The organism is Mangrovibacillus cuniculi (assembly GCF_015482585.1).
Taxonomy (GTDB): Bacteria; Bacillota; Bacilli; order Bacillales; family R1DC41; genus Mangrovibacillus; species Mangrovibacillus cuniculi.
This window is the reverse complement of record NZ_CP049742.1, coordinates 2,411,947-2,435,637: the sequence shown is the minus strand read 5'-3', so window position 1 is coordinate 2,435,637 and position 23,691 is coordinate 2,411,947. Positions and strand designations below refer to the sequence as shown.

At 39.5% G+C, this 23,691-nt stretch carries 27 protein-coding genes; 20 read left to right on the top strand and 7 right to left on the bottom strand.

Translation table 11 applies throughout. From position 1 onward, the window contains the following. The first annotated feature begins 102 nt into the window (after positions 1-102). Entirely contained in the window at positions 103-498 is a 396-nt protein-coding gene (locus G8O30_RS12340; protein WP_239672360.1) for a hypothetical protein, read from the top strand. Positions 499-709: 211 nt separating this feature from the next. On the opposite strand, the gene G8O30_RS12335 is transcribed toward G8O30_RS12340, so the two are convergent. Beyond that, positions 710-1,036 (bottom strand): helix-turn-helix domain-containing protein, encoded by a 327-nt coding sequence (locus G8O30_RS12335; RefSeq protein ID WP_239672359.1) that lies wholly within the window; start codon positions 1,034-1,036, stop codon positions 710-712. 11 nt (positions 1,037-1,047) lie between these two features. Next, positions 1,048-1,491 carry a YwpF-like family protein gene (locus tag G8O30_RS12330; protein ID WP_239672358.1) on the bottom strand — a complete coding sequence of 148 codons (444 nt, stop codon included), beginning with the start codon at positions 1,489-1,491 and terminating at the stop codon, positions 1,048-1,050. Positions 1,492-1,738: 247 nt separating this feature from the next. Here G8O30_RS12330 and G8O30_RS12325 point away from each other — a divergent pair, with 247 nt between their 5' ends. Together G8O30_RS12325 and G8O30_RS12320 are read left to right on the top strand one after the other, a co-directional pair. Further along, the gene (locus tag G8O30_RS12325; protein ID WP_239672357.1) at positions 1,739-2,137 is read left to right on the top strand and encodes a single-stranded DNA-binding protein; all 399 of its coding nucleotides are present in this window, start codon (positions 1,739-1,741) and stop codon (positions 2,135-2,137) included. A gap of 201 nt (positions 2,138-2,338) precedes the next feature. Beyond that, a complete protein-coding gene (locus tag G8O30_RS12320; protein WP_239672356.1) occupies positions 2,339-2,878 on the top strand; it encodes a hypothetical protein in 540 nt (179 codons plus the stop codon). On the opposite strand, the gene G8O30_RS12315 is transcribed toward G8O30_RS12320, so the two are convergent. The 3 genes from G8O30_RS12315 to G8O30_RS12305 form a co-directional block, all read right to left on the bottom strand. Then, positions 2,805-5,627, bottom strand: a complete 2,823-nt coding sequence (locus G8O30_RS12315; RefSeq protein WP_239672355.1) for a DEAD/DEAH box helicase — start codon at positions 5,625-5,627, stop codon at positions 2,805-2,807. The genes G8O30_RS12320 and G8O30_RS12315 overlap by 74 nt on opposite strands. Further along, positions 5,620-7,248, bottom strand: coding sequence for a hypothetical protein (locus tag G8O30_RS12310; RefSeq protein ID WP_239672354.1), 1,629 nt, complete (start codon positions 7,246-7,248; stop codon positions 5,620-5,622). Before G8O30_RS12310 ends, G8O30_RS12315 begins: the two co-directional genes overlap by 8 nt. A gap of 112 nt (positions 7,249-7,360) precedes the next feature. Then, on the bottom strand, positions 7,361-7,852 hold the full coding sequence (locus G8O30_RS12305) for a Spo0E family sporulation regulatory protein-aspartic acid phosphatase (RefSeq protein WP_239672353.1): 492 nt from the start codon (positions 7,850-7,852) through the stop codon (positions 7,361-7,363). Positions 7,853-8,037: 185 nt separating this feature from the next. Between G8O30_RS12305 and G8O30_RS12300 the strand changes: the two genes are divergently transcribed. From G8O30_RS12300 to G8O30_RS16145, 7 genes are all read left to right on the top strand, one after another. Next, the gene (locus G8O30_RS12300; RefSeq protein ID WP_239672352.1) at positions 8,038-8,844 is read left to right on the top strand and encodes an immunoglobulin-like domain-containing protein; all 807 of its coding nucleotides are present in this window, start codon (positions 8,038-8,040) and stop codon (positions 8,842-8,844) included. A gap of 110 nt (positions 8,845-8,954) precedes the next feature. Then, the gene (pcp, locus tag G8O30_RS12295) at positions 8,955-9,572 is read left to right on the top strand and encodes a pyroglutamyl-peptidase I (protein ID WP_239672351.1); all 618 of its coding nucleotides are present in this window, start codon (positions 8,955-8,957) and stop codon (positions 9,570-9,572) included. Further along, positions 9,572-10,246, top strand: coding sequence for a 5-oxoprolinase subunit PxpB (gene pxpB / locus G8O30_RS12290; RefSeq protein WP_239672350.1), 675 nt, complete (start codon positions 9,572-9,574; stop codon positions 10,244-10,246). Before pcp ends, pxpB begins: the two co-directional genes overlap by 1 nt. A 15-nt stretch (positions 10,247-10,261) precedes the next feature. Further along, positions 10,262-10,987 carry a 5-oxoprolinase subunit PxpA gene (locus G8O30_RS12285; RefSeq protein WP_239672349.1) on the top strand — a complete coding sequence of 242 codons (726 nt, stop codon included), beginning with the start codon at positions 10,262-10,264 and terminating at the stop codon, positions 10,985-10,987. Continuing rightward, positions 10,984-11,835, top strand: coding sequence for a 5-oxoprolinase subunit C family protein (locus tag G8O30_RS12280; RefSeq protein WP_239672348.1), 852 nt, complete (start codon positions 10,984-10,986; stop codon positions 11,833-11,835). Before G8O30_RS12285 ends, G8O30_RS12280 begins: the two co-directional genes overlap by 4 nt. Before the next feature lie 224 nt (positions 11,836-12,059). Next, on the top strand, positions 12,060-12,476 hold the full coding sequence (locus tag G8O30_RS12275; RefSeq protein ID WP_239672347.1) for a hypothetical protein: 417 nt from the start codon (positions 12,060-12,062) through the stop codon (positions 12,474-12,476). A 39-nt stretch (positions 12,477-12,515) separates the two neighbouring features. After that, the gene (locus G8O30_RS16145) at positions 12,516-12,644 is read left to right on the top strand and encodes a YwzD family small protein (protein ID WP_275576489.1); all 129 of its coding nucleotides are present in this window, start codon (positions 12,516-12,518) and stop codon (positions 12,642-12,644) included. 279 nt (positions 12,645-12,923) lie between these two features. Here the strand turns inward: G8O30_RS16145 and G8O30_RS12270 are convergent, their stop codons facing one another. Together G8O30_RS12270 and G8O30_RS12265 are read right to left on the bottom strand one after the other, a co-directional pair. Further along, positions 12,924-13,337 carry a helix-turn-helix domain-containing protein gene (locus G8O30_RS12270; protein WP_239672346.1) on the bottom strand — a complete coding sequence of 138 codons (414 nt, stop codon included), beginning with the start codon at positions 13,335-13,337 and terminating at the stop codon, positions 12,924-12,926. A 97-nt stretch (positions 13,338-13,434) separates the two neighbouring features. Continuing rightward, entirely contained in the window at positions 13,435-13,644 is a 210-nt protein-coding gene (locus G8O30_RS12265; RefSeq protein ID WP_239672345.1) for a helix-turn-helix domain-containing protein, read from the bottom strand. 142 nt (positions 13,645-13,786) lie between these two features. Between G8O30_RS12265 and G8O30_RS12260 the strand changes: the two genes are divergently transcribed. The 10 genes from G8O30_RS12260 to G8O30_RS12215 all read left to right on the top strand — a co-directional run bounded on the left by G8O30_RS12260 (position 13,787) and on the right by G8O30_RS12215 (position 23,390). Next, positions 13,787-14,176 carry a hypothetical protein gene (locus G8O30_RS12260; protein WP_239672344.1) on the top strand — a complete coding sequence of 130 codons (390 nt, stop codon included), beginning with the start codon at positions 13,787-13,789 and terminating at the stop codon, positions 14,174-14,176. 811 nt (positions 14,177-14,987) lie between these two features. Further along, positions 14,988-15,872: a UTP--glucose-1-phosphate uridylyltransferase GalU gene (gene galU, locus G8O30_RS12255; protein WP_239672343.1), complete on the top strand. Its 885-nt coding sequence runs from the start codon at positions 14,988-14,990 to the stop codon at positions 15,870-15,872. A 6-nt stretch (positions 15,873-15,878) separates the two neighbouring features. Then, positions 15,879-17,192 (top strand): UDP-glucose dehydrogenase family protein, encoded by a 1,314-nt coding sequence (locus G8O30_RS12250; RefSeq protein ID WP_239672342.1) that lies wholly within the window; start codon positions 15,879-15,881, stop codon positions 17,190-17,192. Positions 17,193-17,207: 15 nt separating this feature from the next. Next, on the top strand, positions 17,208-18,044 hold the full coding sequence (locus G8O30_RS12245; protein ID WP_239672341.1) for a glycosyltransferase family 2 protein: 837 nt from the start codon (positions 17,208-17,210) through the stop codon (positions 18,042-18,044). Between the two features lie 194 nt (positions 18,045-18,238). Continuing rightward, positions 18,239-19,159: a C40 family peptidase gene (locus tag G8O30_RS12240; RefSeq protein WP_239672340.1), complete on the top strand. Its 921-nt coding sequence runs from the start codon at positions 18,239-18,241 to the stop codon at positions 19,157-19,159. Between the two features lie 309 nt (positions 19,160-19,468). Further along, positions 19,469-20,302, top strand: coding sequence for a hypothetical protein (locus G8O30_RS12235; protein ID WP_239672339.1), 834 nt, complete (start codon positions 19,469-19,471; stop codon positions 20,300-20,302). 368 nt (positions 20,303-20,670) lie between these two features. Next, complete coding sequence (locus G8O30_RS12230; RefSeq protein ID WP_239672338.1) at positions 20,671-21,423, top strand: YveK family protein; 753 nt, start codon at positions 20,671-20,673, stop codon at positions 21,421-21,423. Beyond that, positions 21,416-22,114: a CpsD/CapB family tyrosine-protein kinase gene (locus tag G8O30_RS12225; RefSeq protein ID WP_239672337.1), complete on the top strand. Its 699-nt coding sequence runs from the start codon at positions 21,416-21,418 to the stop codon at positions 22,112-22,114. Before G8O30_RS12230 ends, G8O30_RS12225 begins: the two co-directional genes overlap by 8 nt. A 102-nt stretch (positions 22,115-22,216) precedes the next feature. Next, a complete protein-coding gene (locus tag G8O30_RS12220) occupies positions 22,217-22,981 on the top strand; it encodes a tyrosine-protein phosphatase (protein WP_239672336.1) in 765 nt (254 codons plus the stop codon). A 265-nt stretch (positions 22,982-23,246) separates the two neighbouring features. Further along, a complete protein-coding gene (locus G8O30_RS12215) occupies positions 23,247-23,390 on the top strand; it encodes a hypothetical protein (protein WP_239672335.1) in 144 nt (47 codons plus the stop codon). Positions 23,391-23,691: the final 301 nt, after the last annotated feature.

The following is a 23,691-nucleotide window of genomic DNA, read 5'->3' as shown; positions in this document are numbered from 1 at the left end:
AGGTTGCCCATAAAGGTCTTTTGAAGTAAAATTCGATATAGAACATTTTTCTTACAAGACGCACATAATTAGTAAGAAATAGTAAGGAGGTAACGACAACAGATGCTAAAAGATTTATCTGCAGGAGTGAAAATCAGCATCACTAGGTCTATCAACATTGCATTTGAACAATATATGGCGGATATAAAGTGGGAAGAAGAGCGTTTTGCTATGGCAGACTTTATGCAAGCTTGGAGAAAGTATATTGAAGAAAATGCATCTTGGTATGAGCAATTAACGCCAGAACAACGCAGTAGCGAAGAATTCCATTCTGAACTTGCCAATAAAATTAATGAAACAATTAATAAGATTCTTGGCGATGAACCCACTGAAGAGCAAATTGCTCAGTTAGACAAATTACAAGCGGAAACAGGAGACGAGACATTCTATTCTTGTAAGCTTGAAGCAAAATACTTATTAGAAAAATTAGAAGCAGATGTAAAAAAAAAGAGCAACTGACGGACGTTGCCACCGGTAAAAAACGCAAAATTGCAGAAATACTTTTTTACCACCATTTCGATCAAGAACTACCCAACATGCCCTTTACTAATCAAGAAATTGACTATATAGTGGATCAAATTCGTCATTTTGATGGAGAGGGCTTGAAAATAGATCCTTATAATCTTCAATAATGACATACAAAGACCGATCATCTGCTAAATCGGTCTTTCTATTTAATGTTTCGTTTCTTCCATTTCTGAAACTCAATAAACTCCGTCAAATCCTTCTTCGTTACTCCGATAGCAACAGCTTCTTTTATTAAGTCAACATACTCTGGATCAACTTTATTCATCTCCAGCTCATCTTGCAAAATATGATCAACGGATACATGTAGAGCTTCTGACACCTTTTTTACAAACGTAATAGATGGATTTTGTTGCACATTACGTTCGATGGAACTGAGGTAAGACTTAGCTACATCGGCTTTCTTTGCTAATTCTGATAGAGACATCTCTCTGTTTATTCGATATGTGCGTACTCGGTCTCCAATAGTCATGATGCAACATCCTATTCTTGCATGGTTTGTTTTTTGGAAGGAATCTTCGGCTTCGTCAACATATTCACTTTAAATTCATTTATAAGATCGTCACCCTTAAATCCTTCATCTATTAAATGAGTTAAAAGCTGCTCCGCATACTCATTTTTCCTTTTATGCAAATGTCCTTCAAATAAGACTGAAATCGATTCGTTAATCTTTTTAACTGTTCGTATAAAGGTAAGAAAAGTAGCTGGATCGTTTTCAGGATAAGAGATAATGGCCTGTATTTCAAACTGCTCTTTTGACTGTTGTAAATCTCTCATAAAATCATAATGTTGCTTATCTAAAAAAGCCTCTATGTACCAAGTTCTCTTCTCATCTTCTTTATTAATAATTAATCCATCAATTAGCGGGAAATCTACATATTCATTATCGTGCCAGACTTGTAAAGATACAACCTTAAACGTCTTCATAAAAATCCCCCTATTCCGTTCGCTTCTTGATTGCATTATAGCACAACCAGGAAGCTTGTAAAAAAGTTTTGAGAAACACTAAATTTGTTGATTTTTGTCTAATTTACTACATATTCCTCTTAATTATATTCTTTTTATCTAGGGAATTTTCCTATTTTCAAAGCTAAAATATCCGTGAAAAATTACTTTTGACGATTTTACCCAGCAAATTTTTAATAGTAGGATGTAGTGGAAAGGAGGTGAAATAATGATAAATCAAGTGACCGTTGTAGGTAGGTTAACAAAAGATCCAGTTTTGAAACATACAAAAGATCAAAAGCCAGTAATAAATGTCATGATTGCAGTTAACAGGCCTTTTAAAAACGCTACGACGGGGCAATACGAAACAGATTTTGTTTTGTGTACCTTGTGGGGGAAACAAGCGGAGAATACCGCTAAGTTCTGCCAAAAAGGTATGATGGTTGGTGTAATCGGAAGAATCCAGTCACGCTTCTTTGAAAATGCAGAAGGAAAACGCGTGTATATGACAGAGATATTTGGTGATTCCATACAATTTCTTAGTAAGAAACAGCATTCCACAGAACGCTCCCTAGACTCCGTTTCATCAGAACCAGTTCCAGTTCGTTCTTTAGCAGAAATGAAATAATCCCCTATATCAATGCGTCATTACTCACACTCACACGTTTCTCTCAGAGAGGAATACAAAAAGGTGTATTCCTCTCTAAAAATATAACTAAAATGTAAATTTGTAAAAATATGTTTAATTAACTCTAAATTTGTAGAATAGGACGACTAACGGTAGTAAAATATTACCGTAATAATACTTTTGTAGGAGGTATAAAGTTTCATGTTAAGATTCTACATTCGGATGGATTGGTTTAGTGGTATTAAGTTGGAGAATTGTAATTTGTTCTACAGGTTGAATAAAGGAGACCATCTTCGCTTGCTTTCACATGAATACATAGGAAGAAAACGTAAAATTGAAGAAGCATTGATTTTTTCTTATCAAAAAGAAACGACAGATAAAATAAAACTAGAACACGGTACAACTAATTTTCATTTTGAAATTAATAAGGCAGGGAAGGCATATCAAATAAAAATGGAGCTTGTTGTCTTAGAGAAGTTGATTTCGGGGACTTGTCATGCTTTCGGGCCACCTATAGATGACTTAGATTTTCATGAACTATTGTCTATCTTTGGTATATCAATTGGCAATGAATATCAGACATATCTGCTATCTAAAGGTAAGCAAGAGTTAGGCTCAAGTAAATATGACAGCACCTCCCCGGATGGCCAAAGTGGTGCTGTCATGGTTATTTCGTTAACGAAACTAGTTCCGCGAGCTCTAAATTGGATAACTCTGTCACCCAATGATCACTTTGTATAATTTCTTCATTAAGAGATTGTTTCTTTTCTAGCATTGCATCGATTTTTTCTTCCAGTGTACCGGTGGATATCATTTTATGAACATGAACAAATCTTTTCTGTCCGATGCGATAAGCACGGTCTGTGGCTTGATTTTCCACTGCAGGATTCCACCAACGATCATAATGGATGACATGATTCGCTTCCGTTAAGTTTAACCCTGTTCCCCCTGCTTTAAGAGAAAGAAGGAAGACAGGGAACTCACCTGCTTGGAACTGTTCCACCATTTGTTCTCTTTGTGATTTTGAAACTCCACCGTGTAAAAATGGAACGGTTAAGTCATAACGAGCTTTTAATATGGTTCTTATCATTTCACCCATGCCGATATACTGAGTAAAGATGAGGCAAGCCTCTTTTTGTTCTATGATGGAGTCTATTAATTCCATTAACTTTTGCATTTTTGAAGCGCGCTCTACAATGCCAACAGGAGTTTCTTCCTTTAAGTATAATGCTGGATGATTACACAGTTGTTTTAACTTATTAAGCATTTGAAGAATTAATCCTCTACGTTCCATAGCAGATAGGGTTTGGATTTTTTCCAACGTATCATTAACTACTTGTTCATAAAGACTCGCTTGCTCCGGGGTTAACGGACAGTACTCTTTTTGCTCAATCTTATCTGGTAAATTCAATTCTACTTCAGGGTCACGTTTTGTTCTGCGTAATAAGAATGGTTTAATTCGTTTTTGCAGCTGTCGAACCCGTTGTTCATTTTCTTCTTTTTCAATTGGCAAAATATAATGCTTTTGAAAAGAGTTAAATGTTCCAAGATAACCGTGATTGGTAAAGTCGAAGATAGACCATAATTCCGATAGACGATTTTCCATAGGTGTACCAGTCAACGCGAGTTGGTGTGTTCCTCTTAGAGCACGGATCGCCTTTGACTGTTTTGTCTGTGCGTTCTTAATATTTTGTGCTTCATCTAACGCTATGGTTGACCACTCAATTGAGCCTAATTCCGCCTCATCTAAATGAGAAATTCCATAAGTAGTTAACACAACATCCACATCTTGAATACTTGGTAAAAAAGCTTCTTCCTTGCCACGATTAGGCCCATAGTGCTGCATGACACGAAGAGAAGGAGCGAATCGTTCAATTTCCTTTTGCCAGTTTCCGATAACAGATGTAGGCGCAACAATTAATGCAGGTGTACTAGGTGTTTCGCTATTTTTCACATGAAGTAAGTAAGAAATTAGCTGAATAGTTTTACCTAGACCCATGTCATCGGCAAGGACACCACCGAAGCGGAATTGGCGTAAATAAGATAACCAGTTTACACCTTGTTGCTGATAAGGACGAAGAGAACCTTCAAGCCACTCCTCCACATTTACTTCCGGCATAGTTTCAAGATTTGTTAGCTGTTTGACAAACCCTTTTAATGAACGATTTAATTCAATTTGTACTTTTGCAAAAGCTAACGGGTCAAATTCGTCTTCTTGATCTTCTTCATCAACTAACTCTTGTTGTAAGAGATCTTGCATACGTATGCCACGTTCACGCGCTTTTTCCATGTAAGCTTGAATGCGAGCAATCATCTCAGGATCTAGTTTCATCCATTGTCCATTGACTTGAACTAGTCGTCGTTGTTCTTCTACAAGTTGTTGGAATTGATCCTCCGTGAGCTCTACACCATTCATAGATAATCGCCAGTCAAAATCAACTAAGGCATTTAATCCTACAAATGAAGGACGGTAAGATGTTTCCATCGATTTTACCTTTGCTTTTACGGCAAGTTGCTGTTCGCGCAGCGCTTCCCACCAACGAGGTAACAGTATTTCTACTCCTAAATGTACTAGTTTCTCGCTACCTTCCGTTAGGAATTGCCAAGCTTCGTGTTCTTTCACATAAGTGGCTTTCCCAAGAGATAGTGACAACCAAGAAAACATATGACTCCAGCGTTTCTGCTCTTGTTTAATATGTTCTCGTACACCTTTCCAGTGAGAAGGTAGACGGTCTTCTCCTACCACATATAGCTGATCAGGAGATTTCACACTTCTCACAAATGGACTAAGAACCCAGTCTTCCTCATCTTCTGGAGGTTCCTCTAATCGTAAACCTATCGTATAAGGTTCTGTTGGTGCTTCTAGCCCAGTCCACTTTCGCCAACTGTCTTCATCAAAGTACGCATGTAACTCTTCTGAAGTTAAGTTTGCTTCTTTAAGAGACTGCACCTTTTTTGCAAGTGCTTTTAAAGAAGGCTCACGCGTGATAAAGGAGCTAACTGTCTGTTGAAATAAATCTTGTGTCAGCTTGCGATAAGATTGTCCGTCCAATTCTTGTTCCCAAAAGTCATTGCCGAACTCTTCCCAAATTTCACCTGGCAATCCCCAAGGTACATAGTCTAATTCGGTAGACCAAGCGTCAAAGTCAGGAATCCATTGTCCTCCTAATACAGAATCGTAAATAACAGGTGATATCCCTAGAAATGCTTCTCCGCGTTGAGTAAAATCCCATTGCACAATAGAACTAAACTGTTCATTAGAAAACAACTGTACTAACTCCCAACCAGTTAACCATAGATGTGTTTCTGGATGGAAAACAGAAGGAGTAAGTTGTTGACCAAAATAACTCAAGTCGTGCCACATAAATAAATCTTGTGCGAATGCTTCAATAGGTGCAACCTCACCTGTTTCTGAATGTACAACACCAATTTCATACCCCTTATGAGGATGAGGAATGACATCGATCGTCCAATGTTTTACTTTAAGCATGTAGAAGTTTCCCCTTTCTACATTCTTCTTGGAATGCACGTAATCGTTTATGTTCTTCCATTAACGCATCAAAATAATAATCAAACATATCAGATTTCTGAAGGACTTTATAAACTTTCTTCGTTCGTTTAATTAAGCGAACTGCATCTTTATAGCTTTGTCTGTTCTTCTGTCCAATAAAATAATTAATGGAACAATGGAAGATTGGTAATACGGCTAATGGATCTTCTTTTTCTACCACTTTCACCTCATCTGGATGAAGTTCATATACATTCATTTTTTGAGACATTAAAAATTCCGTCCAACGTCGAAACTGTTTACGTTCAATAAAGGAAGTAGAGAGAATTCGTTCACTAAACGGTAAAAGTTCATATAACAACTCATCAAATACAGTAAAATCACTATCTCGTAACTGAAATCGATCAATAGAAGAGATAAGCGAACGGGCAAAAGTGTTTTGTTCGTAATAGTTGTCAATCTCCGCTATGTGATCTGGTATAAAAGGAAGGATGTGTTTTATAAATGACATAATGCGATCCATCGAATTATCGAGTAGATTAATCCAGTCAGTTGCAAACACTAACGAATCATGACCAAGTGTGGTCATTAGCTTGTGTGCTTCTGCATCTTGCTTTCGAATAAGTTTTATACAAATAAGTCCTGCTACTTGCATAAAGGTTCTATTCTCAATGTCTGATAAACGTTTATCTTCTTCCATACGCCATTCTGATTTTGTAAATAAGTGTTTCCATAATTCTCGATACATTTCAAATGAAATAACTGGACTAAACGTTTGTGGCTCTAAAAGAGTATAGGATTCCTGACGAACGTAGGCTAATATTTCATCAAATGCAAAAGGTAGCGCTGAAGCACTTAAACGAGAAATGTTCATCACTACATCGTCTGAAAGTTGCACAACAAAACGATGAACAGGGTGACGAGAGCCTTGTTCAAGCTGATTTAATTTTTCTAATAACAATAATATTTTTTTATATAAAAATAGAGCAGAGACAACATAATACATGGGAATCCACTCTCGTTCAGTAGGAGCAAATTGACCAATGCGTCTGTAGAGTTGCTTTACTTCCATCTCTAAAACATAAGGATTTTCAATCATCCGTTGTGTCATCAGATCATCAAACATATCTTCCATACGTTTTAACCACTGATCCAAAACAGATCCAGAAGCAGCTTGCTCTTGTCTTTTTACTAATAGATCATTTGCTTTCCCTCTCAAGGAGTCAAACAAGTCTTGAATCGCCAAATTGCTTTCTTTTTTCCAGTCTTCCATCCACTTGTTTACGCTTCTAACTTGACTGTAGACGTGGAAAAATAAAGCCATTTGATGACGACAAATCCCCTGACTAGGGCATGAACAATTCATGATATATGGCTGAATTAAATGTAATTGTGTATGTACAGGGACAGCATCTTGCACGCTTCCTTCCATATACTGTTCACCGATTTTTACTTGGTATACTAGGCGTTGTCTATATAAAAGTAACCCTTTTTGAACAACTCGTTGGTGATGATCATTGGCGTAATCAAGTTGATTTCTCAGTTCCTTTGCCAAGTCATCAAGCATTGGAGCAACACGTTCAATTTTCACGCTAAGACTCAAAATAGTCCCTCCTAATCGTACCGTAGTCCATTCCCTCATTATACCACACATATCTTGGAGATATTACGCGAAGGGGAAAGGAAAGAGAGCAACTCTCTTGAGTGCTCTCTTATCAATGTATATAGGAATCATTTTTTGTTAGATTTTCTTCAATAGCCCCATAAAAACCAATCATCTTTAGGACATTGTGCATGTAGTTAGGGAAAAGATGAAACTCCAATCGCGTTTCATGTTCTAGACATGAGTTGGCTAAGTTAATCAACGCTTGTACCCCTAAAGAATCAATATATGTTAAAGAATGGGCGCAAACAATTACTTGTTTTTTTAAATGAAAAATAGGCAACAACATTTCATACACGAAAGAAAGAGAGCAGATAGATTTATCGCTTAGTTCTCCCTTTAAATAAAGAACAAGCGAGTCTGGATCTTCTGACCATTCTATCGTTAATTCGTCGCATTTATTATGTTGAAATAAGGTGATAAAATGATCCACTTGTTGACTCAATTCTACAATCTCTTCTGAGGACAAATTGTGTAAGTTATACTCCCCAAAAGACAATAATTTTTGTCGTCTCATCTCAAATGCTTCATGAATACAAACCATACGATAACCCCTTTAATAAACCTTACTACTATTCTAGCAGGAAATTAATTGAAAATAAATGACAGATTGGTAGAAAAATGTAAATGTATTATTCAGAAAATTATAATGTTTACATATTCGTGCGACTTTACCATTACATTTTCGTCTACTATGATAAGAATACGTTTGATGAAAAGAGGGATAAGATGAGAAAACGTATATACACAGGAATAATAGTGAGTTTTTGCGTCCTGATCTTCAGTGGTTGTGGAACGAAGGAAGTCAAACACAATAGCCAAGCAGAACCAATAAAAGAAGTGGTAGCTACTATTGGGGAGGAAAGTGCACCAACTATACAGCCATATCTAGATGTAATGAACGCAAAATGGGGCTCGCAAACTATCCTTTACAAGGAAGATATGATGGGGAACGCCAGTCCGACAAAGCCGATGGAAGTCATACCTAAAGAACGATTCATGGAACTATCAATGAAAGATGAAGTAAAAGATTTTACTAGTTCTCTATATGAAGTAACGGAGAAAGAAATAAAGGCAGAAGCTATTCAAACACTACAAAATTCAACAGCAGTAAGCATTCCAGAAGGAGACGCGAAGGTCTATTCTCTGGAGATTAGTGCTGAAAAAGGCAAACAATATTTCTTACTCTTCACATCATCCAAGCAACCCGTAGCTTCCATTAAACCTAGCACAACAAAAATCAATGTAGGAGAAGAAATTCGATTCCTGGTTAAAAACGAAGGGTTAACCACACTAATGTATGGATCCGATTTCTCCATTTTCCAAGAACAGAACGGCGAGTGGGTTGATGTATCACCATATGACGCATTCACAGCCATTGTGTATATGATGCCACCTGGTAAAGATTTTGTGGAGGTTACGACACTGCAGGAACCATCGCTGAAAGCTGGCAAATATAAATTAGTGAAAAAATTCGGTGTGGAAAATGCGCCAGAGAAAGATTTTACGTTAGAAGCGGAGTTTATCATTAACTAAGAACCAACCTGTCAGACAAAGTTTGACAGGTTATCTGAATTTTTTGATATTATTTAAAGGGACCAACAAACTTTTCTAGAATAAAGGAAGAAAGAAGGGAGAGGTCTCTTATGCCAAAACTACTACTAACAGGATTCGAACCATTTCTACAATTCCCGGTCAATCCTACCGAAAAAATTGTACAAGAACTAGACGAAGACGAAATTGGCGGTATCTCCATCGTTGGACTGGTTCTGCCAGTCGACTTTGAGGAAGCGAGTGGTATCCTTCACCGTTGGATGGAAGAAGAACAACCAGACGCCATCATCATGCTTGGGTTGGCAGCGGGTCGTTCTCATATTACACCGGAAAGAATCGCTATCAACATTAACGATGCAGGGAAAGAACCAGATAACCATGGTCGTATGCCAGTTGATCGTCCAATTAGACCAAATGGCCCAGATGGATTATTTTCTACTTTACCAATTAGAGAGATCGTCGATACGCTTCAAGCTAATGGATATCCAGCATCCATCTCCAACACAGCTGGGACGTACCTTTGCAATCACGTCATGTACGAAGCCATCCTTCATCAACGAGAATTTATGGATCGCGAAGTCCCAACTGGGTTTATCCATATACCATTTTCGCACGAAGCGTCCATCCAATATGGCAAACAAACACCAAGCTGGTCTCAAAAAGATTTAATTGAAGCGATTAAATTAGCGATAGGTTGTCTAGATATATAATGAAGAAACGTAAACCTATTCTTTCAGAAGTCGCACCCGGTGAGCTGTGGATTGAATTCCCCATAAAAACAATCGACCCCCGCATCCAGCGTTACTTTGAGCAGTTAGAGTCGCGTCTGAGCAACTGGTCTAAAGAACAAGGATTCCGTCTACACACGGTCTATACATACTTTGCAATGAGTGTTCGTTTTAACCATTTTCAAATAGGGAATAAAGTAATGAAAGAGTACATCTCTTCTATACTATCGGTGCTCGAGTTTGACCGAACTGAAATGATTCCAATGAATGAACGGATTAAACAAATCCCCGTTTCCTATGGTGGGGAGTGTGGTCCCGATTTGACCGTTGTGGCTGACCGCTGTGGACTTACGACAAAAGAAGTCATTCAAATTCACTCAGAACCACTTTATTTTGTGTATTTCTTAGGATTTCTTCCTGGATTCCCATACCTAGGAGGCCTAGATGCAAGAATCCATACACCGAGACGATCCGTGCCGAGAAATCAAGTAACGGCAGGGTCTATTGCAATTGGTGGAGAGCAAACAGGTGTATATCCTGTAGAATCACCAGGAGGCTGGCATGTCATTGGTAAAACCGACGTTAAAATGATGGGGCCGTCCAACGAACCTTTCGTTAGACCAGGTGACTGGGTTCAATTTGTACCAACCAGCTAGAAGGGAGCAGAGACGTTGACTATTTACATAGATATTAATGCGGATATTGGGGAAGGGTACGGATCTTATTTACAAGCTAATGAATCAGAGATGTACCCCTTCATTACCTCAGCGAATATTGCATGTGGATTTCATGCAGGTGATTTCATGACGATCCCTAGTAGCATAGCTCTAGCAAAGAAACATGGTGTAGCCATCGGAGCACATCCAGGGTACCCAGATCGCTATGGGTTTGGGAGAAAGCCGATGGAGTTTACAGCAGAAGAGATCTATTCCATGACGCTTTATCAACTGGGAGCAATCGGACAAAATGCGGATGCTCAAGAAGTTCCATTATCACACATTAAAGCGCACGGGGCTCTTTATCACCATGTAAACTCTTCTAGTGAAGCAGCAAACGCCTTTATGAAAGCAATCCAAGCAACTAAACGACCATTATTCATCTACACTATTGGTGGTACTGTCCTAGAGAAAGTTGCGAGGGAAAAAGGGGTACGAGTAGTAAAAGAAGGTTTTGCAGACCGCCGATATGATGCAAACGCCAACATTGTACCTAGGTCAGAGCTCAACGCTACCCTAGACGACCCGGTTGAAATGGTACAGCAAATAGATTTCCTTGTAAGAGAAAAAGGAATCGAAACCATTTGCTTTCACAGTGATCACCCTGGTGCGCTAGAAAAAATACATATGGTAAGAAACCTATTAGCTGAAAAAGGCTACGCATTTAGGAATATCACATGAAGACTGCTGTCTTTCAATTAATCAAACCAGGTGTGATTTCTTCGTTGCAAAGTACTGGAAACATAAAAGAAGCTTCCAAAGGAATTTCTACTTCAGGAGCTATGGATCCATTAGCTTTGAAGCTCGCAAACTGGCTAGTGGGTAATGAGGAGGATTGCTACGCGCTAGAAATGACCTTCGCGCAAGTACGGCTCGTATGTCTAGAGGATACATACATATCTTTGACCGGAGCAGCTTCTCGCGTTCTTATCCAAGGAGTTGAACAAGGGATGTGGCGACCGCTCAAAGTCTGTCGTGGTGAGGTCGTTAGTATTTATTCTCTAGGTAAAAACTTGTACACCTATCTGGCTGTACAAAGCGGCTTTGAGAAAGTAGAAAAGATAACGAAAGAAACGGACCTCCATGTATCGTATCGCCCTAAACCAATTCCTACGAATTTCGGAATTCACAAACCACCAACATACGACAATATTCGAATTCCATTTCTTTTCCGGGGAAATAATCTGTCGAATAAAGCAAAAATCATAGACATTAGTCGAATGGGCTACCGTTTAGAGTGGGTAGAGCCAATGCCTAATCCAACTTCAATCTGGTCTATACCAGTCCAACCAGGAGATGTCCAACTTCCTAGTGGACAAAGTGGAATAGCCTTAATGCCAGATTGTCAGACGACAGGCGGATATCCACTATTGGGCAGGATTCTGGACCTTTCCATGTTCGCACAACAGCTTCCTGGGAAAGAAGTCATTCTAGAACCCATCACTATGGAAGAAGCTGAAGTGTGGAAGTTAGAAAGAGTAAAGGAAGAACGATGTTGGAAGAGATTAATTTCAGGAAAGATAACCTAGAGCTGTGGGGATAACTAACTTCCTTGCAGCTCTAGTTGTATTTTTAGATACATGTTTAACATATACATAATTGGCAACAATGACATAACGTTGTGTATATAACAAACGATCTAAAAATATGATAAAATCTTACATTTTATTCAAAGTTGTGACCAATTTCACGTGGGTTGTGATACTATATACATATATTTGAAAAAGTGATAAGGTTCGAGGGGAGCAACACTGTGGAACTTTTGTTCTCGATATTTAGCCGAGTAATCAACGATACACATGACGCCATTTTACACTTTTTGCGAAGTAACGGTTTGCCGGTTCAAGATGACTTTCTTCATTTCATGGTTTTCGGAATCGGAGGGCTAGTTATTTGGGTAGTAGTAAACCAATGGATGCAATCATGGTTACGTCGTGCAGATTCCCGGGTTACGTGGTTATCGTTCTTTTTCATTTTTACCAATTTCGCCTGGTTCGTCGTCGTGGTCGAAATGGTCCAACGAATCACAGCTAGAGGAGATATGGAAAAAGAAGATGCGGTAGCAGGACTCTTAGGGTATATTTTCTTCGTTTTGATTTACCTTTTTGGAAAACGGGTATATACTGTGATGAAACAAAAAAATAAATCTCGATCATCTGCGAAACTATAAGATTCGTATAGGAATACGAGAGAGGAGAAACGCCAAGTCATGTCATTAGAGAAATTGCAACAACTTCTTCACGAAGCGTTGAAAAACGGGGAAAGTGAAGAGATGAATGTGGAAAAAATGATGAACTGGTTAAGCCAAGAATTACATCAAGTGTATCAAGAGAATTAAAACGCAAATAGGTGTAGGGGAGCGGTTTCCCTTACACCTATTTTTATGTTTGAATAAAACCCATAATGACTGCTGAGGGATTTCCGCTCCAGGGGGGACGCTTTCCGCGGGGCGGTCGTCGAGCCTCCTCGTCGCTGAAGAACGCTCCTGTGGGGTCTCGACGAACCGCCAATTCCCGCAGGAGTCGCCCCCCTTCCGCTCCAATCCCTGGAAATGTATTAGTGTAAGTTGAAGAATTTGCAGCAATATAAATGTTGGAAACCATTGCTGAAAATTTAGTTATCCCCGATACCTATCCAATTCTTTGAGAATAGTTAACATAGATCCAACTTTCTTCTCTCTAATCTTTGCATCTTTTAGAGCTAGATCTACTAAATAGCGACGTAGCTCAGGGAATTCAGCAAGCAGGTTTACTGCCTCTTCGAACTCTGACTCGACTTGTCGGTCATGTAACTCTAACGTTCTAGTGGAGGATGCCAACGGGTTGTCTCCTTCTACAAACTTCATAAATTCATCCAAGGGGATAGAATATAGATTCTTGATATGTATGGCAATATCAAAGGGAATGTCTCTGGTCCCTTTTTCATAATTATTTAAAGCCTGCTTCGACAAACTTAAGCGCTTTGCTGCATCTGTCATGGACAAGCCTAATACCTCTTCTCGATACTTCACAATAAACTCTCGGAATAACATATCCCATCACCTTCACCGCATCCTTTGATAGTTTTAATCTATCGAAAAAGCGGATAAGGGAGCGGCTTATGCCCATTTTGAATACTTTAATTCGTATTCAAATATCATCAAACAAATCTTTGAACTCATCAGGCGACATGTTATACGTTTTACGAATATGGACCAAAATGTCTAACGTTAATTGCCTCTTACCACTCTCATAATTGGATAATGTCGCTTGGGACACATGTAACATTTGAGCAACTCTTCGCTGAGACATCTTCAACTTCTTTACACGATACATAAACAATTTTTCATGTACGGTCACACCGTTCGCCTCTATTCTAGTATTTTCCATAAGTGTACAAAAATTGATGACAATACGCTATCAAAACTTGAAATTTTTACAAAAAATTTAAAAAACTTTCTGATAAACTATCATTGTATAAAAAGTAGAAGCGGAGGTACCTATGCGACAATCAAGCGTTTTAATTAAAGTGAAATCTATCATTCACCTAAATGAACAGCCAACCAGACAATCCCACAAGCTATCCTTCTTCGGATTCAAGACAGAAAACGACCTATGCCTTCAGCCAACCAGTGCCATCCATCACTTGAAACCACTAGACTTCATCAACGATTCACTCTACGAAATCCACATCAACGAATCCGCCTATATCATGCTAGATATTGAATACAACTTTGAATTCTACCAACTTATCCTATCAATCAACATGCATTCTCGAAAAATAGAACTAAAGCCAATGAAACACGCTAATTCGAGGGTCCCTGAACAACTACTGAACATGATTATGAGCTCCTTTACGGTGAGTAGCGAGCGGAGTATGGCGAGTTTTTAGGGGATGGGGGTTGTTCAGTGTACTGTATGGCGGCTTAAGCGCTTAAGCCGCAGATGGAAAAACCACTTCTTGAGTACAAGAGCGCTTAAGCCACGGAAGAAAGGCCCTCCTTCCCGGTACAAAGCGCCAAAGCCGCAGAGGAAGAAGCGCCTTCCCATGTACAAAAGCGCTTAAGCCACGGAAGAAAGGCCCTCCTTCCCGGTACAAAGCGCCAAAGCCGCAGAGGAAGAAGCGCCTTCCCATGTACAAAAGCGCTTAAGCCGCGGAAGAAAGGCCTTCCTTCCCGGTACAAAGCGCCAAAGCCGCAGAGGAAGAAGCGCCTTCCCATGTACAAAAGCGCTTAAGCCGCAGAAGAAAGACCCTCCTTCCTGGTACAAAGCGCCAAAGCCAAAGAGGAAGAAGCGCCTTCCCATGTACAAAAGCGCTTAAGCCGCAGAAGAAAGGCCCTCCATCCTGGTACAAAGCGCCAAAGCCACAGAGGAAGAAGTCCCTTCCCATGTACAAAAGCGCTTAAGCCGCGGAAGAAAGACCCTCCTTCTCGGTACAAAGCGCCAAAGCCGCAGAGGATGAAGTCCCTTTCCATGTACAAAAGCGCTTAAGCCGCGGAAGAAAGGCCCTCCTTCCCGGTACAAAGCGCCAAAGCCGGAGAGGAAGAAGCGCCATTCCATGTACAAAAGCGCTTAAGCCGCCCCCCCAAACCACAACACAAAACATTTACAAAACATTAAGAAATAAAACCAAAAATTCGTATTACAATGAAAGAAGAGCTAGCCTAACCAAGAGGAGCACCATTTCAAAGGAGGCACTAACTATGCAAGTGAAAAAAGCCATCATTCCAGCAGCGGGGCTTGGCACTCGCTTCTTGCCCGCTACGAAAGCACAGCCGAAAGAAATGCTGCCGATTGTGGATAAGCCTACCATCCAGTACATCATTGAAGAAGCAGTCGCATCCGGCATTGAGGACATCATCATCGTAACTGGCCGAGGAAAACGTGCCATTGAGGATCACTTCGATAAATCGTACGAACTGGAAGAAGCTCTTGCAAACAAAGGAAAGTGGAACGCGCTAGAAGAAGTCCAGTCCATTGCCAACCTAGCGAACATTCACTATATCCGCCAAAAAGAACCGCTTGGGCTTGGCCACGCCGTCGCACAAGCTCGCACGTTTATCGGCAATGAGCCGTTCGCCGTTCTACTCGGTGACGACATCGTCCGCGCCGATACTCCAAGTTTAAAACAACTCATCAATATATATGAAGAAACAGAACTACCTGTCATCGGTGTACAAACCGTCCAACCAGAAGACGTGTCCAAATACGGCATCGTCGCAACCAAAAACGAACCGCTAGCACCACGCGCGACTGCAATCTCGCATCTAGTCGAAAAACCAGCTCAACACGAAGCGCCATCCAACCTTGCCATTATGGGTCGTTATGTTCTAACGCCTGATATTTTTCCAATCCTAGCGAACCTTACGCCAGGAAGCGGAGGCGAAATTCAGTTGACGGACGCCATCAACGAACTTAACGTACTAAGACAAGTCATTGCCTACGAATTTGAAGGTACAAGATACGACGTTGGAGACAAATTTGGTTTCATTAAAGCAACCATCGACTTTGCGCTCACACGTCAAGATCTACGAAACGACCTACTAATCTACATGCAAAACATGCTAGCGAAGTCGGAAAAGGAGTAGTCATCCATGAAAAACATTGCAATCATCGGAACAGGATATGTTGGACTAGTGACAGGAGTATGCTTATCGGAAATCGGTCACCACGTTACGTGTGTGGATATTGACCAAGCAAAAATTGAGACATTACAGCAAGGCATCTCTCCCATCTATGAACCAGGACTGGAAGAACTCACGAAAGACAATGTTCAAAGAGGGCGCCTACACTTCACGACAAGCTACCACCAAGCTTTCGCCGAAGCGGAAGTCATCTTCATCGCGGTCGGTACTCCGCAAAACCCCGACGGTAGCGCCAACCTAACCTATGTGCAGCAGGTATCCGAGCAAATTGGACGCCATCTCACTCGACGTGACACCGTCATCGTGACAAAAAGTACCGTCCCGGTTGGTACCAATAGAAAAGTCCGCGACTGGATCATCAGTCAGGCACCAGTAGACACACGAATTCATACGGTCTCTAACCCAGAATTCCTGCGAGAAGGGTCCGCTGTCCAAGACACTTTTCAAGGAGACCGCATTGTCATTGGCACCGACTCCCCGTTTGCGTCTATACTAATGGAGGAAGTGTATAGCCCATTTGGACTACCGATCTTCTCCACAGATATCGAAAGCGCAGAACTGATCAAATACGCATCTAATGCGTTCTTGGCGACCAAAATCAGTTTTATCAACGAGATTGCCAACCTTTGCGAAAAGCTAGGGGCAAACGTGGAAGACGTGGCAGCAGGGATGGGGATGGATACCCGCATCGGCTCCCAATTTCTCCGTGCAGGCATCGGCTACGGTGGTTCTTGTTTCCCAAAAGACACAAAAGCGCTTGTACAGCTAGCGGGAGACGTGCAGCATAATTTTGACCTTCTAGAATCTGTTATCCGTGTTAATCATGAGCAACAACGTAAGCTTTTCACGAAAGCAATGGAAGTTCTAGGTTCTCTTCAAGGCAAACGAATCGCCATGCTAGGCCTAGCGTTTAAGCCGAACACAGATGACATGAGAGAAGCAGCGTCACTTATATTAATAGAGGAATTGCAAAAAGCTGGGGCAGATATCATCGCCTACGACCCAATCGCAATGAAGAAAGCGCAAGCAATCCTAGGCGACACCATTGAATATAGCCAATCCGTGACGGAATGTATCCAAAACGCCGACGCAGCCATGATTGTAACAGAGTGGGAAGATATTAAAAATACGCCGCTATCTACTTACGTGGAGCAGATGAAGACGCCGGTCATTCTCGATGGCCGCAATTGTTATACAATCGAGGAAGCAGCAGGGTATCCCGTATCCTACTATTCTATTGGGCGACCTTCTAGTACAACATAGAAAGAAGGAGAACGAATGGCCAACAATCATGTTTCGGTCATCATCCCAACTTATAACCGCCCAGTCGAGCTGGCGGAGTTACTGGAAAGCTTAACGCAACAAACATTCCAAGATTTTGATATAACCATCGTAAACGACAACGGAACATCAATTAATCACATTGTCACGCTATATCCAGAATTAGACGTCACGATTATCAATACCAAAGAGAATCTGCACCATATTAAAGCGAGAAACGAAGCGCTTAAACACGCAAGTGGGACCTATATTATGACGATCGATGACGATGACTGGATCCTTCCGACCCATATGGAAACAATGGTACGTAAACTAGAAGAAGAACATGCGGATCTCGCATACAGCGACGTGGAAATAGTTCATTATAAGAACTTCCCAACGTATCGAGTTCCCACGTCTAGACATTTATTTGCATACGAGTATTCGGTGACAAATTCACGAAGCTTCTCTACATTTGTGCCATCTGGTGCCTTATATCGCCGAGCTCTCCATGATTCTTTAGGAACCTTTGACCCACATGTACGAAACTACTGGGATTGGGATTTTTTCTTGAGAGTTCAATCTTCAGGAGGGAAGATTATTCGGGTGCCGCAAGCGAGTGTAATCTATGCTTTTGGCAACAATAATGCGTCAGGTAATCTAGAGAATATGAGACCATACCTGGATCGCTTATCTGAGAAACACCAATTAGGTGACTTACCCACTGCGAATTTTTGGGTATTACTGAGTACGCCTAAAATGAAGGAACGGGAAGCGGAGTCAGTTCGAATGTGGGATGGATTAGGAGTTATTTCTAGATTAGCTAGTACAACTACAAAAGAGATAGTGAGTTAAGGCCTTACTTTTTAGTGAGGTTTTTTCCAGTTGTAGGTATATATGTTACTATAGTATTACAGGAGCATTTCTAATAGATTAAAAGTACTATCGTCGTGTAAAAACTTCACGGAAATTGATGAAATAGTGTGAAAAAAGTACGATAATGGTAGTAATAAAACTCGTAGACTACGAATATATGAGGAGAACCTACCATGAAAAAGTCGATTCTTGCATTTTCTCTTACTACATTACTAGCAGCTAGTGTTTTTACTTCTGAAGTAGATGCAGCGGAACATAAAGTACAAGCAAAAGAAACACTATACTCCCTTTCACAAACATACAATACAACCATAGATACGATAAAAGATTTAAACGGACTTGTTAAAGATACAATATACGTTGGGCAAGTTCTGCAAGTTCCAGATCCATTAATTGTACATACAGTAGTAGCTGGAGATTCCGTTTCAAAAATTGCACAAAAATACACTATTTCAGTTGCCAATCTGAAATCTTGGAATAATCTATCATCGGATGCTCTAACTATTGGACAGGTCTTAACGGTGTCTATTCCTTCTGTCGTTGGATCTCCAATTGAGAAAAAAGAGACTACAGCAATGAAGCATACGGTTGTAAAAGGCGATACGTTATATAAAATCGCAAGAAAATACAATGTTACAGTTGCTCAGGTAAAAGAATGGAACAAGCTATCTTCAGATGTGATAAAAATAGGACAATCTTTACGGATATCTTCTGATGCAGAGGTTTCTTCAGTTGTGAGTTCTAATATAGTAGAAATAGCAAAAGCGCAATTGGGCGTAAAATATCTTTGGGGTGGCACATCACCGAAAGGATTTGATTGTAGTGGCTTTATCTATTATGTTCTTTCACAGTCCGGTTATAATGTGACAAGAATGGATTCAGCTGGATTCTTCAGCGCAGGAACATCAGTAGCTGATCCGAAACCAGGAGATTTAGTATTTTTTAAGGATACGTATAAAAAGGGTATCTCTCATATGGGTATATATCTAGGGAATAATGAATTCATCCATGCTAGCTCTTCAGCTGGGATTACCATTACATCTTTGGACAACTCCTACTGGAAACCTAAATTTGTAGGATATAAGCAGTTTTAATAAAAAAGCGTGCACCGATTTATAACGGTGCACGCTTTTTTGCTAAACAATCGGTTCTGAAGTAATTACTTCTTGTGTAATGTAACATTTGTAATAATTATTCGTCATGTAGAATGTAGTGTTTATCTAGATGAATCGTACTGATGTAGGAAATATGGATTATTTTTGGTTTTTATATTACGTTTTTGTTACAAATGTGATAAATTTATTTCGAGATTAACTGGTGTAATTTTAATGGTAAAACCTATGGGTTATTTATCGGTAACAATTCGTATATTACGAGAAACATATGGTAGGAGGACGAGAAAAATGAGAAAAATGATGTTTGCGATGGTTACAACTACACTTTTACTAGGTGCTTGTTCAGATGAAGGAGAAAAAGTAGTACAGGAAAAAGAGGCGACTGCTAATGCAGCGGAAGTAACTGGAGAATCTACTTCAGATCAAGTGGTGAAACCAGTGGTGAAAGAACCGAAGGAGGAAGAAAAAGCAGAAGTGGAAGTAGAGCCTGCAGAGAAATCAGAAATCAAAGAGGTAAACGTTCCTTCTTTTGACGAGCAAGTCTCGATTGCGAAAAGATTACTAAGTGATTTAGAAACGGAAGTTACTGCTGTGTCAGAAGCGTTTAGAAAGAAAGAAAACAGGTCTTATCATACAGATGAATCCATAAAAGAAAAGCTTGTAGGTCCGTTAAAGGAAGTCTTAATGCCAATTGTAACAGATAATTTCTACTCTAAGTATTTAACGGAAGAACACTTACGTCAATTATGTCATTGTGGTGCTGAATCATCTTATCGTTTAGTTAATCCTTTAATGGAACCAAAACCGGTGACTGCTACTTCTGACGAATTTTCTATCACTGCTCTTACGCCTGGGTCACTATACCACTCTTATGAGGCAGCGAAAGTTAAGTTAACGTTCCTTAATGATAAGGATAGTTGGAAATTAGAAGACATAAAAGTACTGAACAATGTTCAGTTCACAGAGGAACAGATCCTAACGCATTTGGATGCAGAGGGATACACGAGTGTGGAAATTTTAGAAGAAGTTAACGATGAATCAGGGGAACACTATAAAATTCAGGCAACTTATCAGGAAGACGAAATGATCTTATCTTACTATAAATCTATTAGTGGTCTCTAAGTAGAGCAGAGCAAGGAGGGGATGTCCCGTCCTTGCTCTTTTTTTATACACATTAAATGGAAGGTACTTTCTCAAAATGGAAGACCATTCATGTTTCCAAATTACTATACTTTAGGTTCCTCTTGAGGATTTCCCTATAGAAAGTTAGGGCATGCACTATTGGTAACAGGAACCAGGTAGAGTAAGTTTACCATGTTGTTGCATTCTGTCAAGATTCGACAAAAAACCCCCGGTGACCATGAGAGATATGTCATATATAATAGGATACTGTAAACAAATTGTAAAAATTATAGGAATTAGTCAATTTTTCAGTTTTTTCATGATATTATACAGTTTATGGTTAATTAAATAGCAGCATGGAGGAGAATATGGAAGAGACTATAAGTTTAAAAGAATTGTTTCAAACATTAAAAAAGCGAATGTGGATGATTAGTAGTATTACCTTAATAGCAGCCATAACAAGTGGTGTTATCAGCTTTTATTTCTTAACACCTGTATACTCCTCTACTGCACAAATATTAGTGAATAAAACTGGTAACAATGAACCCCCAGCTCTAAATACGAGTGAAATACAGATGAATATTCAGCTTATAAATACATATAACGATATTATTAAAAGTCCGTTAATCTTAAAAATGGTAAGAGCAAATTTAGATTTAGATCGAACAGCAAACACTTTAATGGGTCAAATGTCTGTATCCTCTAATAACAACTCACAGTTAGTAAGATTGACTGTGGAAGATACAGATCCTTATATGGCAAAAGATATTGCAAATATGACGGCAAAAGTATTTCAAGATGAGATTGATGATCTAATGGGGTTAGACAATGTAACTATCTTAGCGCAAGCAGAAGTAGGAGAGAATCCTTCCCCTATAAAACCTAAACCACTTTTAAATATTGCAATAGCAATCGTAGTTGGTTTAATGGCTGGAGTCGGACTAGCGTTCTTACTAGAGTATCTAGATAACACAGTGAAAAATGAACATGATGTGGAACGGGTATTGGGACTTCCTGTTATTGGTTCCATTACGATTATTGAACAGGAAGAAGTAAAGAAAGCATCTCGTTCTAGAAGGAATCAAGTCAAGGAAGAGAAAGGCGGCAGTATCAGTGTTTAAGAAGAAAAAAAAATCTATTTTTACAACAAAGCGTAACATTATTGCACATATTGATCCGAAGTCACCAATCTCTGAGCAGTATCGTACGTTACGAACGAATATTACTTTTTCGGAAGCGGACCATCCTTTTCAAACAATCTTAGCGACATCGGCAGGTCCGGGAGAAGGGAAATCTACCACCATCGCAAATACAGCCATTGTTTTTGCCCAAGCTGGTAAGAAGGTGCTGTTAGTTGATGCGGATATGAGAAAGCCCACAGTACATTATACATTTCAGTTAGGAAATCATATTGGCTTAACAAATGTATTAACAAAACAAACGACGTTAGACTTAGCAATACAAACTTCAGAGGTAGAGAATCTATCTGTCTTAACAAGTGGTCCAGTTCCACCTAATCCAGCAGAATTATTAGGATCTAACCAATTTAAAGAGTTACTAGAAACGGCAAAAAAACACTATGATTTAATTTTATTTGATACACCTCCAGTTTTGGCTGTAGCAGATGCAGCTATTTTAGGAAACGTTTGTGATGGCATTGTGCTAGTTATTCGTAGTGGACAAACAGAGGTAGAAGCAGCTGCGAAAGCCAAAGATTTGTTAGAAGGTGCAAAAGCAAAAATTATTGGAGCCGTTTTAAATGGGCGAAAAGCAAGTGAACAGAATTACTACTATTATTATAGTAATAGGTAATTAGTCATTATTCGACAAATTAACCCTGTTCCTCTTTTCTGAAAAAGGTGTTACGTTTTAAAAAGTGGTTTTTATTGGGTTTGTAGTAGAGGAGGAACAGGAATGATTGATATACATAGTCACATATTGCCTGGCATAGATGATGGGGCAAAACATGAACAAGAAAGTTTAGAGATGGCAAGACAAGCAAGTAAAGAAGGAGTAAGAACGATCATTGCTACTCCTCACTTTGATAGTCGGTTTAGGAATACAGCTTCTGAAGTAAAAGCAGCTGTAGAAATATTCAATGAATTACTAAAACAATATGATATTCCAGTATCAGTGTTACCAGGGCAAGAGGTACACATAGGAGAAGAATTATTAGAAAATTTAGACAAAGAAATAATATTACCAATTACACAATTGGGACACTACATGTTAGTGGAACTTCCTTCATCTTCCGTTCCCTTCTATACGGACCAACTATTATATGACTTAAGCTTAAAAGGGATTGTACCGATTATAGCTCATCCAGAAAGAAATGCGGAGTTAATAGAAAATCCAGATAAATTGTATAAATTAGTGAAAAACGGTGTGTTAACCCAAGTAACGAGCGCCAGTATAGCAGGTAAGTTTGGTAAGAAAATTCAACGGTTTTCAGAAAGTCTAATAGAGTCGAATTTAACGCATTTTATTGCTAGCGATGCCCATAACACTTCTAGTAGAAATTTCTATTGGGAAAAAGCGTGGAATACCATCGATAAAAAATTTGGTGCTGATTATCATTATTTATTTAGTGAAAATGCAGAGTTATTAGTAGCGAATCGGAATGTACAAAAAGAAATTCCTTCAAGAGTTAAACAACGAAAGTTTTTAGGTATGTTTTAAACGAGCTAATTGCTCGTATTTATTTCGTCATATGTTGGAAAAAAAGTGAAATAAATAAGGATTATTATAACCATAAATACCATTTTAATAGGTCTTATGTATTATACGGTAATGTCTCCTCACCGTTATCGATGGAGGCACTCGGTTCTGCTGTGGGTGAGAGAAATCTCTCACCTTAGACGCCTTTAATAAAAGGTCGTCGGTGGTAGGGTGTGAGGTGGGGTTAAATGCCCTGTTTTATTTTAAATGAAAACGGAGAAAGAGTATGGATTTTAAAGCGCTTCCAAAAGCGGTACAAAAAACAATTAGATACATATTGCAAGATGCACCAATTGAGAAGTTAGAAGTAAATCAAAAGCAAGTAAACCAAGCAATAAAGCAAAGAAAAACAAGCAACACCCGTAGCTAATAAAAGAGCCGAGTCCAGGGTTGTTTTATTGGTTATGGTTCTCAATGAAATTATTTTTAAAAAACTAGTGTTTAGAATTAACTATAGATTTGCACATTCTTAGTTACATGGAGCGGAAGGCACGAAGACTCCTCGGGGATCAGCGGCTCGACGACTATGTCTAGCTGCAGGTGCGCAACCGCTCGGGAAACTCCGAAAGCCCTCCGTTGGCTGAAGAGCTGCCTACTCGGTCTTTCGAAGTTTCCTGCCGCGGCTAAACGCGCGCCTTCTGCTTTTCGGGTCGCCCCCAGGAACGCGAAGT

What these genes read in the sequence shown, in the direction of transcription:
- G8O30_RS12235 (WP_239672339.1), top strand. Translation starts at nt 19,469, where the DNA reads ATGAGAAAAATGATGTTTGCGATGGTTACAACTACACTTTTACTAGGT.
- G8O30_RS12220 (WP_239672336.1), top strand. Translation starts at nt 22,217, where the DNA reads ATGATTGATATACATAGTCACATATTGCCTGGCATAGATGATGGGGCA.
- G8O30_RS12280 (WP_239672348.1), top strand. Translation starts at nt 10,984, where the DNA reads ATGAAGACTGCTGTCTTTCAATTAATCAAACCAGGTGTGATTTCTTCG.
- G8O30_RS12305 (WP_239672353.1), bottom strand. Translation starts at nt 7,852, where the DNA reads ATGGTTTGTATTCATGAAGCATTTGAGATGAGACGACAAAAATTATTG.
- G8O30_RS12335 (WP_239672359.1), bottom strand. Translation starts at nt 1,036, where the DNA reads ATGACTATTGGAGACCGAGTACGCACATATCGAATAAACAGAGAGATG.
- G8O30_RS12250 (WP_239672342.1), top strand. Translation starts at nt 15,879, where the DNA reads ATGAAAAACATTGCAATCATCGGAACAGGATATGTTGGACTAGTGACA.
- G8O30_RS12260 (WP_239672344.1), top strand. Translation starts at nt 13,787, where the DNA reads ATGCGACAATCAAGCGTTTTAATTAAAGTGAAATCTATCATTCACCTA.
- G8O30_RS12230 (WP_239672338.1), top strand. Translation starts at nt 20,671, where the DNA reads ATGGAAGAGACTATAAGTTTAAAAGAATTGTTTCAAACATTAAAAAAG.
- G8O30_RS12215 (WP_239672335.1), top strand. Translation starts at nt 23,247, where the DNA reads ATGGATTTTAAAGCGCTTCCAAAAGCGGTACAAAAAACAATTAGATAC.
- G8O30_RS16145 (WP_275576489.1), top strand. Translation starts at nt 12,516, where the DNA reads ATGTCATTAGAGAAATTGCAACAACTTCTTCACGAAGCGTTGAAAAAC.
- G8O30_RS12325 (WP_239672357.1), top strand. Translation starts at nt 1,739, where the DNA reads ATGATAAATCAAGTGACCGTTGTAGGTAGGTTAACAAAAGATCCAGTT.
- G8O30_RS12330 (WP_239672358.1), bottom strand. Translation starts at nt 1,491, where the DNA reads ATGAAGACGTTTAAGGTTGTATCTTTACAAGTCTGGCACGATAATGAA.
- G8O30_RS12240 (WP_239672340.1), top strand. Translation starts at nt 18,239, where the DNA reads ATGAAAAAGTCGATTCTTGCATTTTCTCTTACTACATTACTAGCAGCT.
- galU (WP_239672343.1), top strand. Translation starts at nt 14,988, where the DNA reads ATGCAAGTGAAAAAAGCCATCATTCCAGCAGCGGGGCTTGGCACTCGC.
- pcp (WP_239672351.1), top strand. Translation starts at nt 8,955, where the DNA reads ATGCCAAAACTACTACTAACAGGATTCGAACCATTTCTACAATTCCCG.
- G8O30_RS12340 (WP_239672360.1), top strand. Translation starts at nt 103, where the DNA reads ATGCTAAAAGATTTATCTGCAGGAGTGAAAATCAGCATCACTAGGTCT.
- G8O30_RS12245 (WP_239672341.1), top strand. Translation starts at nt 17,208, where the DNA reads ATGGCCAACAATCATGTTTCGGTCATCATCCCAACTTATAACCGCCCA.
- G8O30_RS12315 (WP_239672355.1), bottom strand. Translation starts at nt 5,627, where the DNA reads ATGCTTAAAGTAAAACATTGGACGATCGATGTCATTCCTCATCCTCAT.
- G8O30_RS12300 (WP_239672352.1), top strand. Translation starts at nt 8,038, where the DNA reads ATGAGAAAACGTATATACACAGGAATAATAGTGAGTTTTTGCGTCCTG.
- pxpB (WP_239672350.1), top strand. Translation starts at nt 9,572, where the DNA reads ATGAAGAAACGTAAACCTATTCTTTCAGAAGTCGCACCCGGTGAGCTG.
- G8O30_RS12320 (WP_239672356.1), top strand. Translation starts at nt 2,339, where the DNA reads ATGTTAAGATTCTACATTCGGATGGATTGGTTTAGTGGTATTAAGTTG.
- G8O30_RS12270 (WP_239672346.1), bottom strand. Translation starts at nt 13,337, where the DNA reads ATGTTATTCCGAGAGTTTATTGTGAAGTATCGAGAAGAGGTATTAGGC.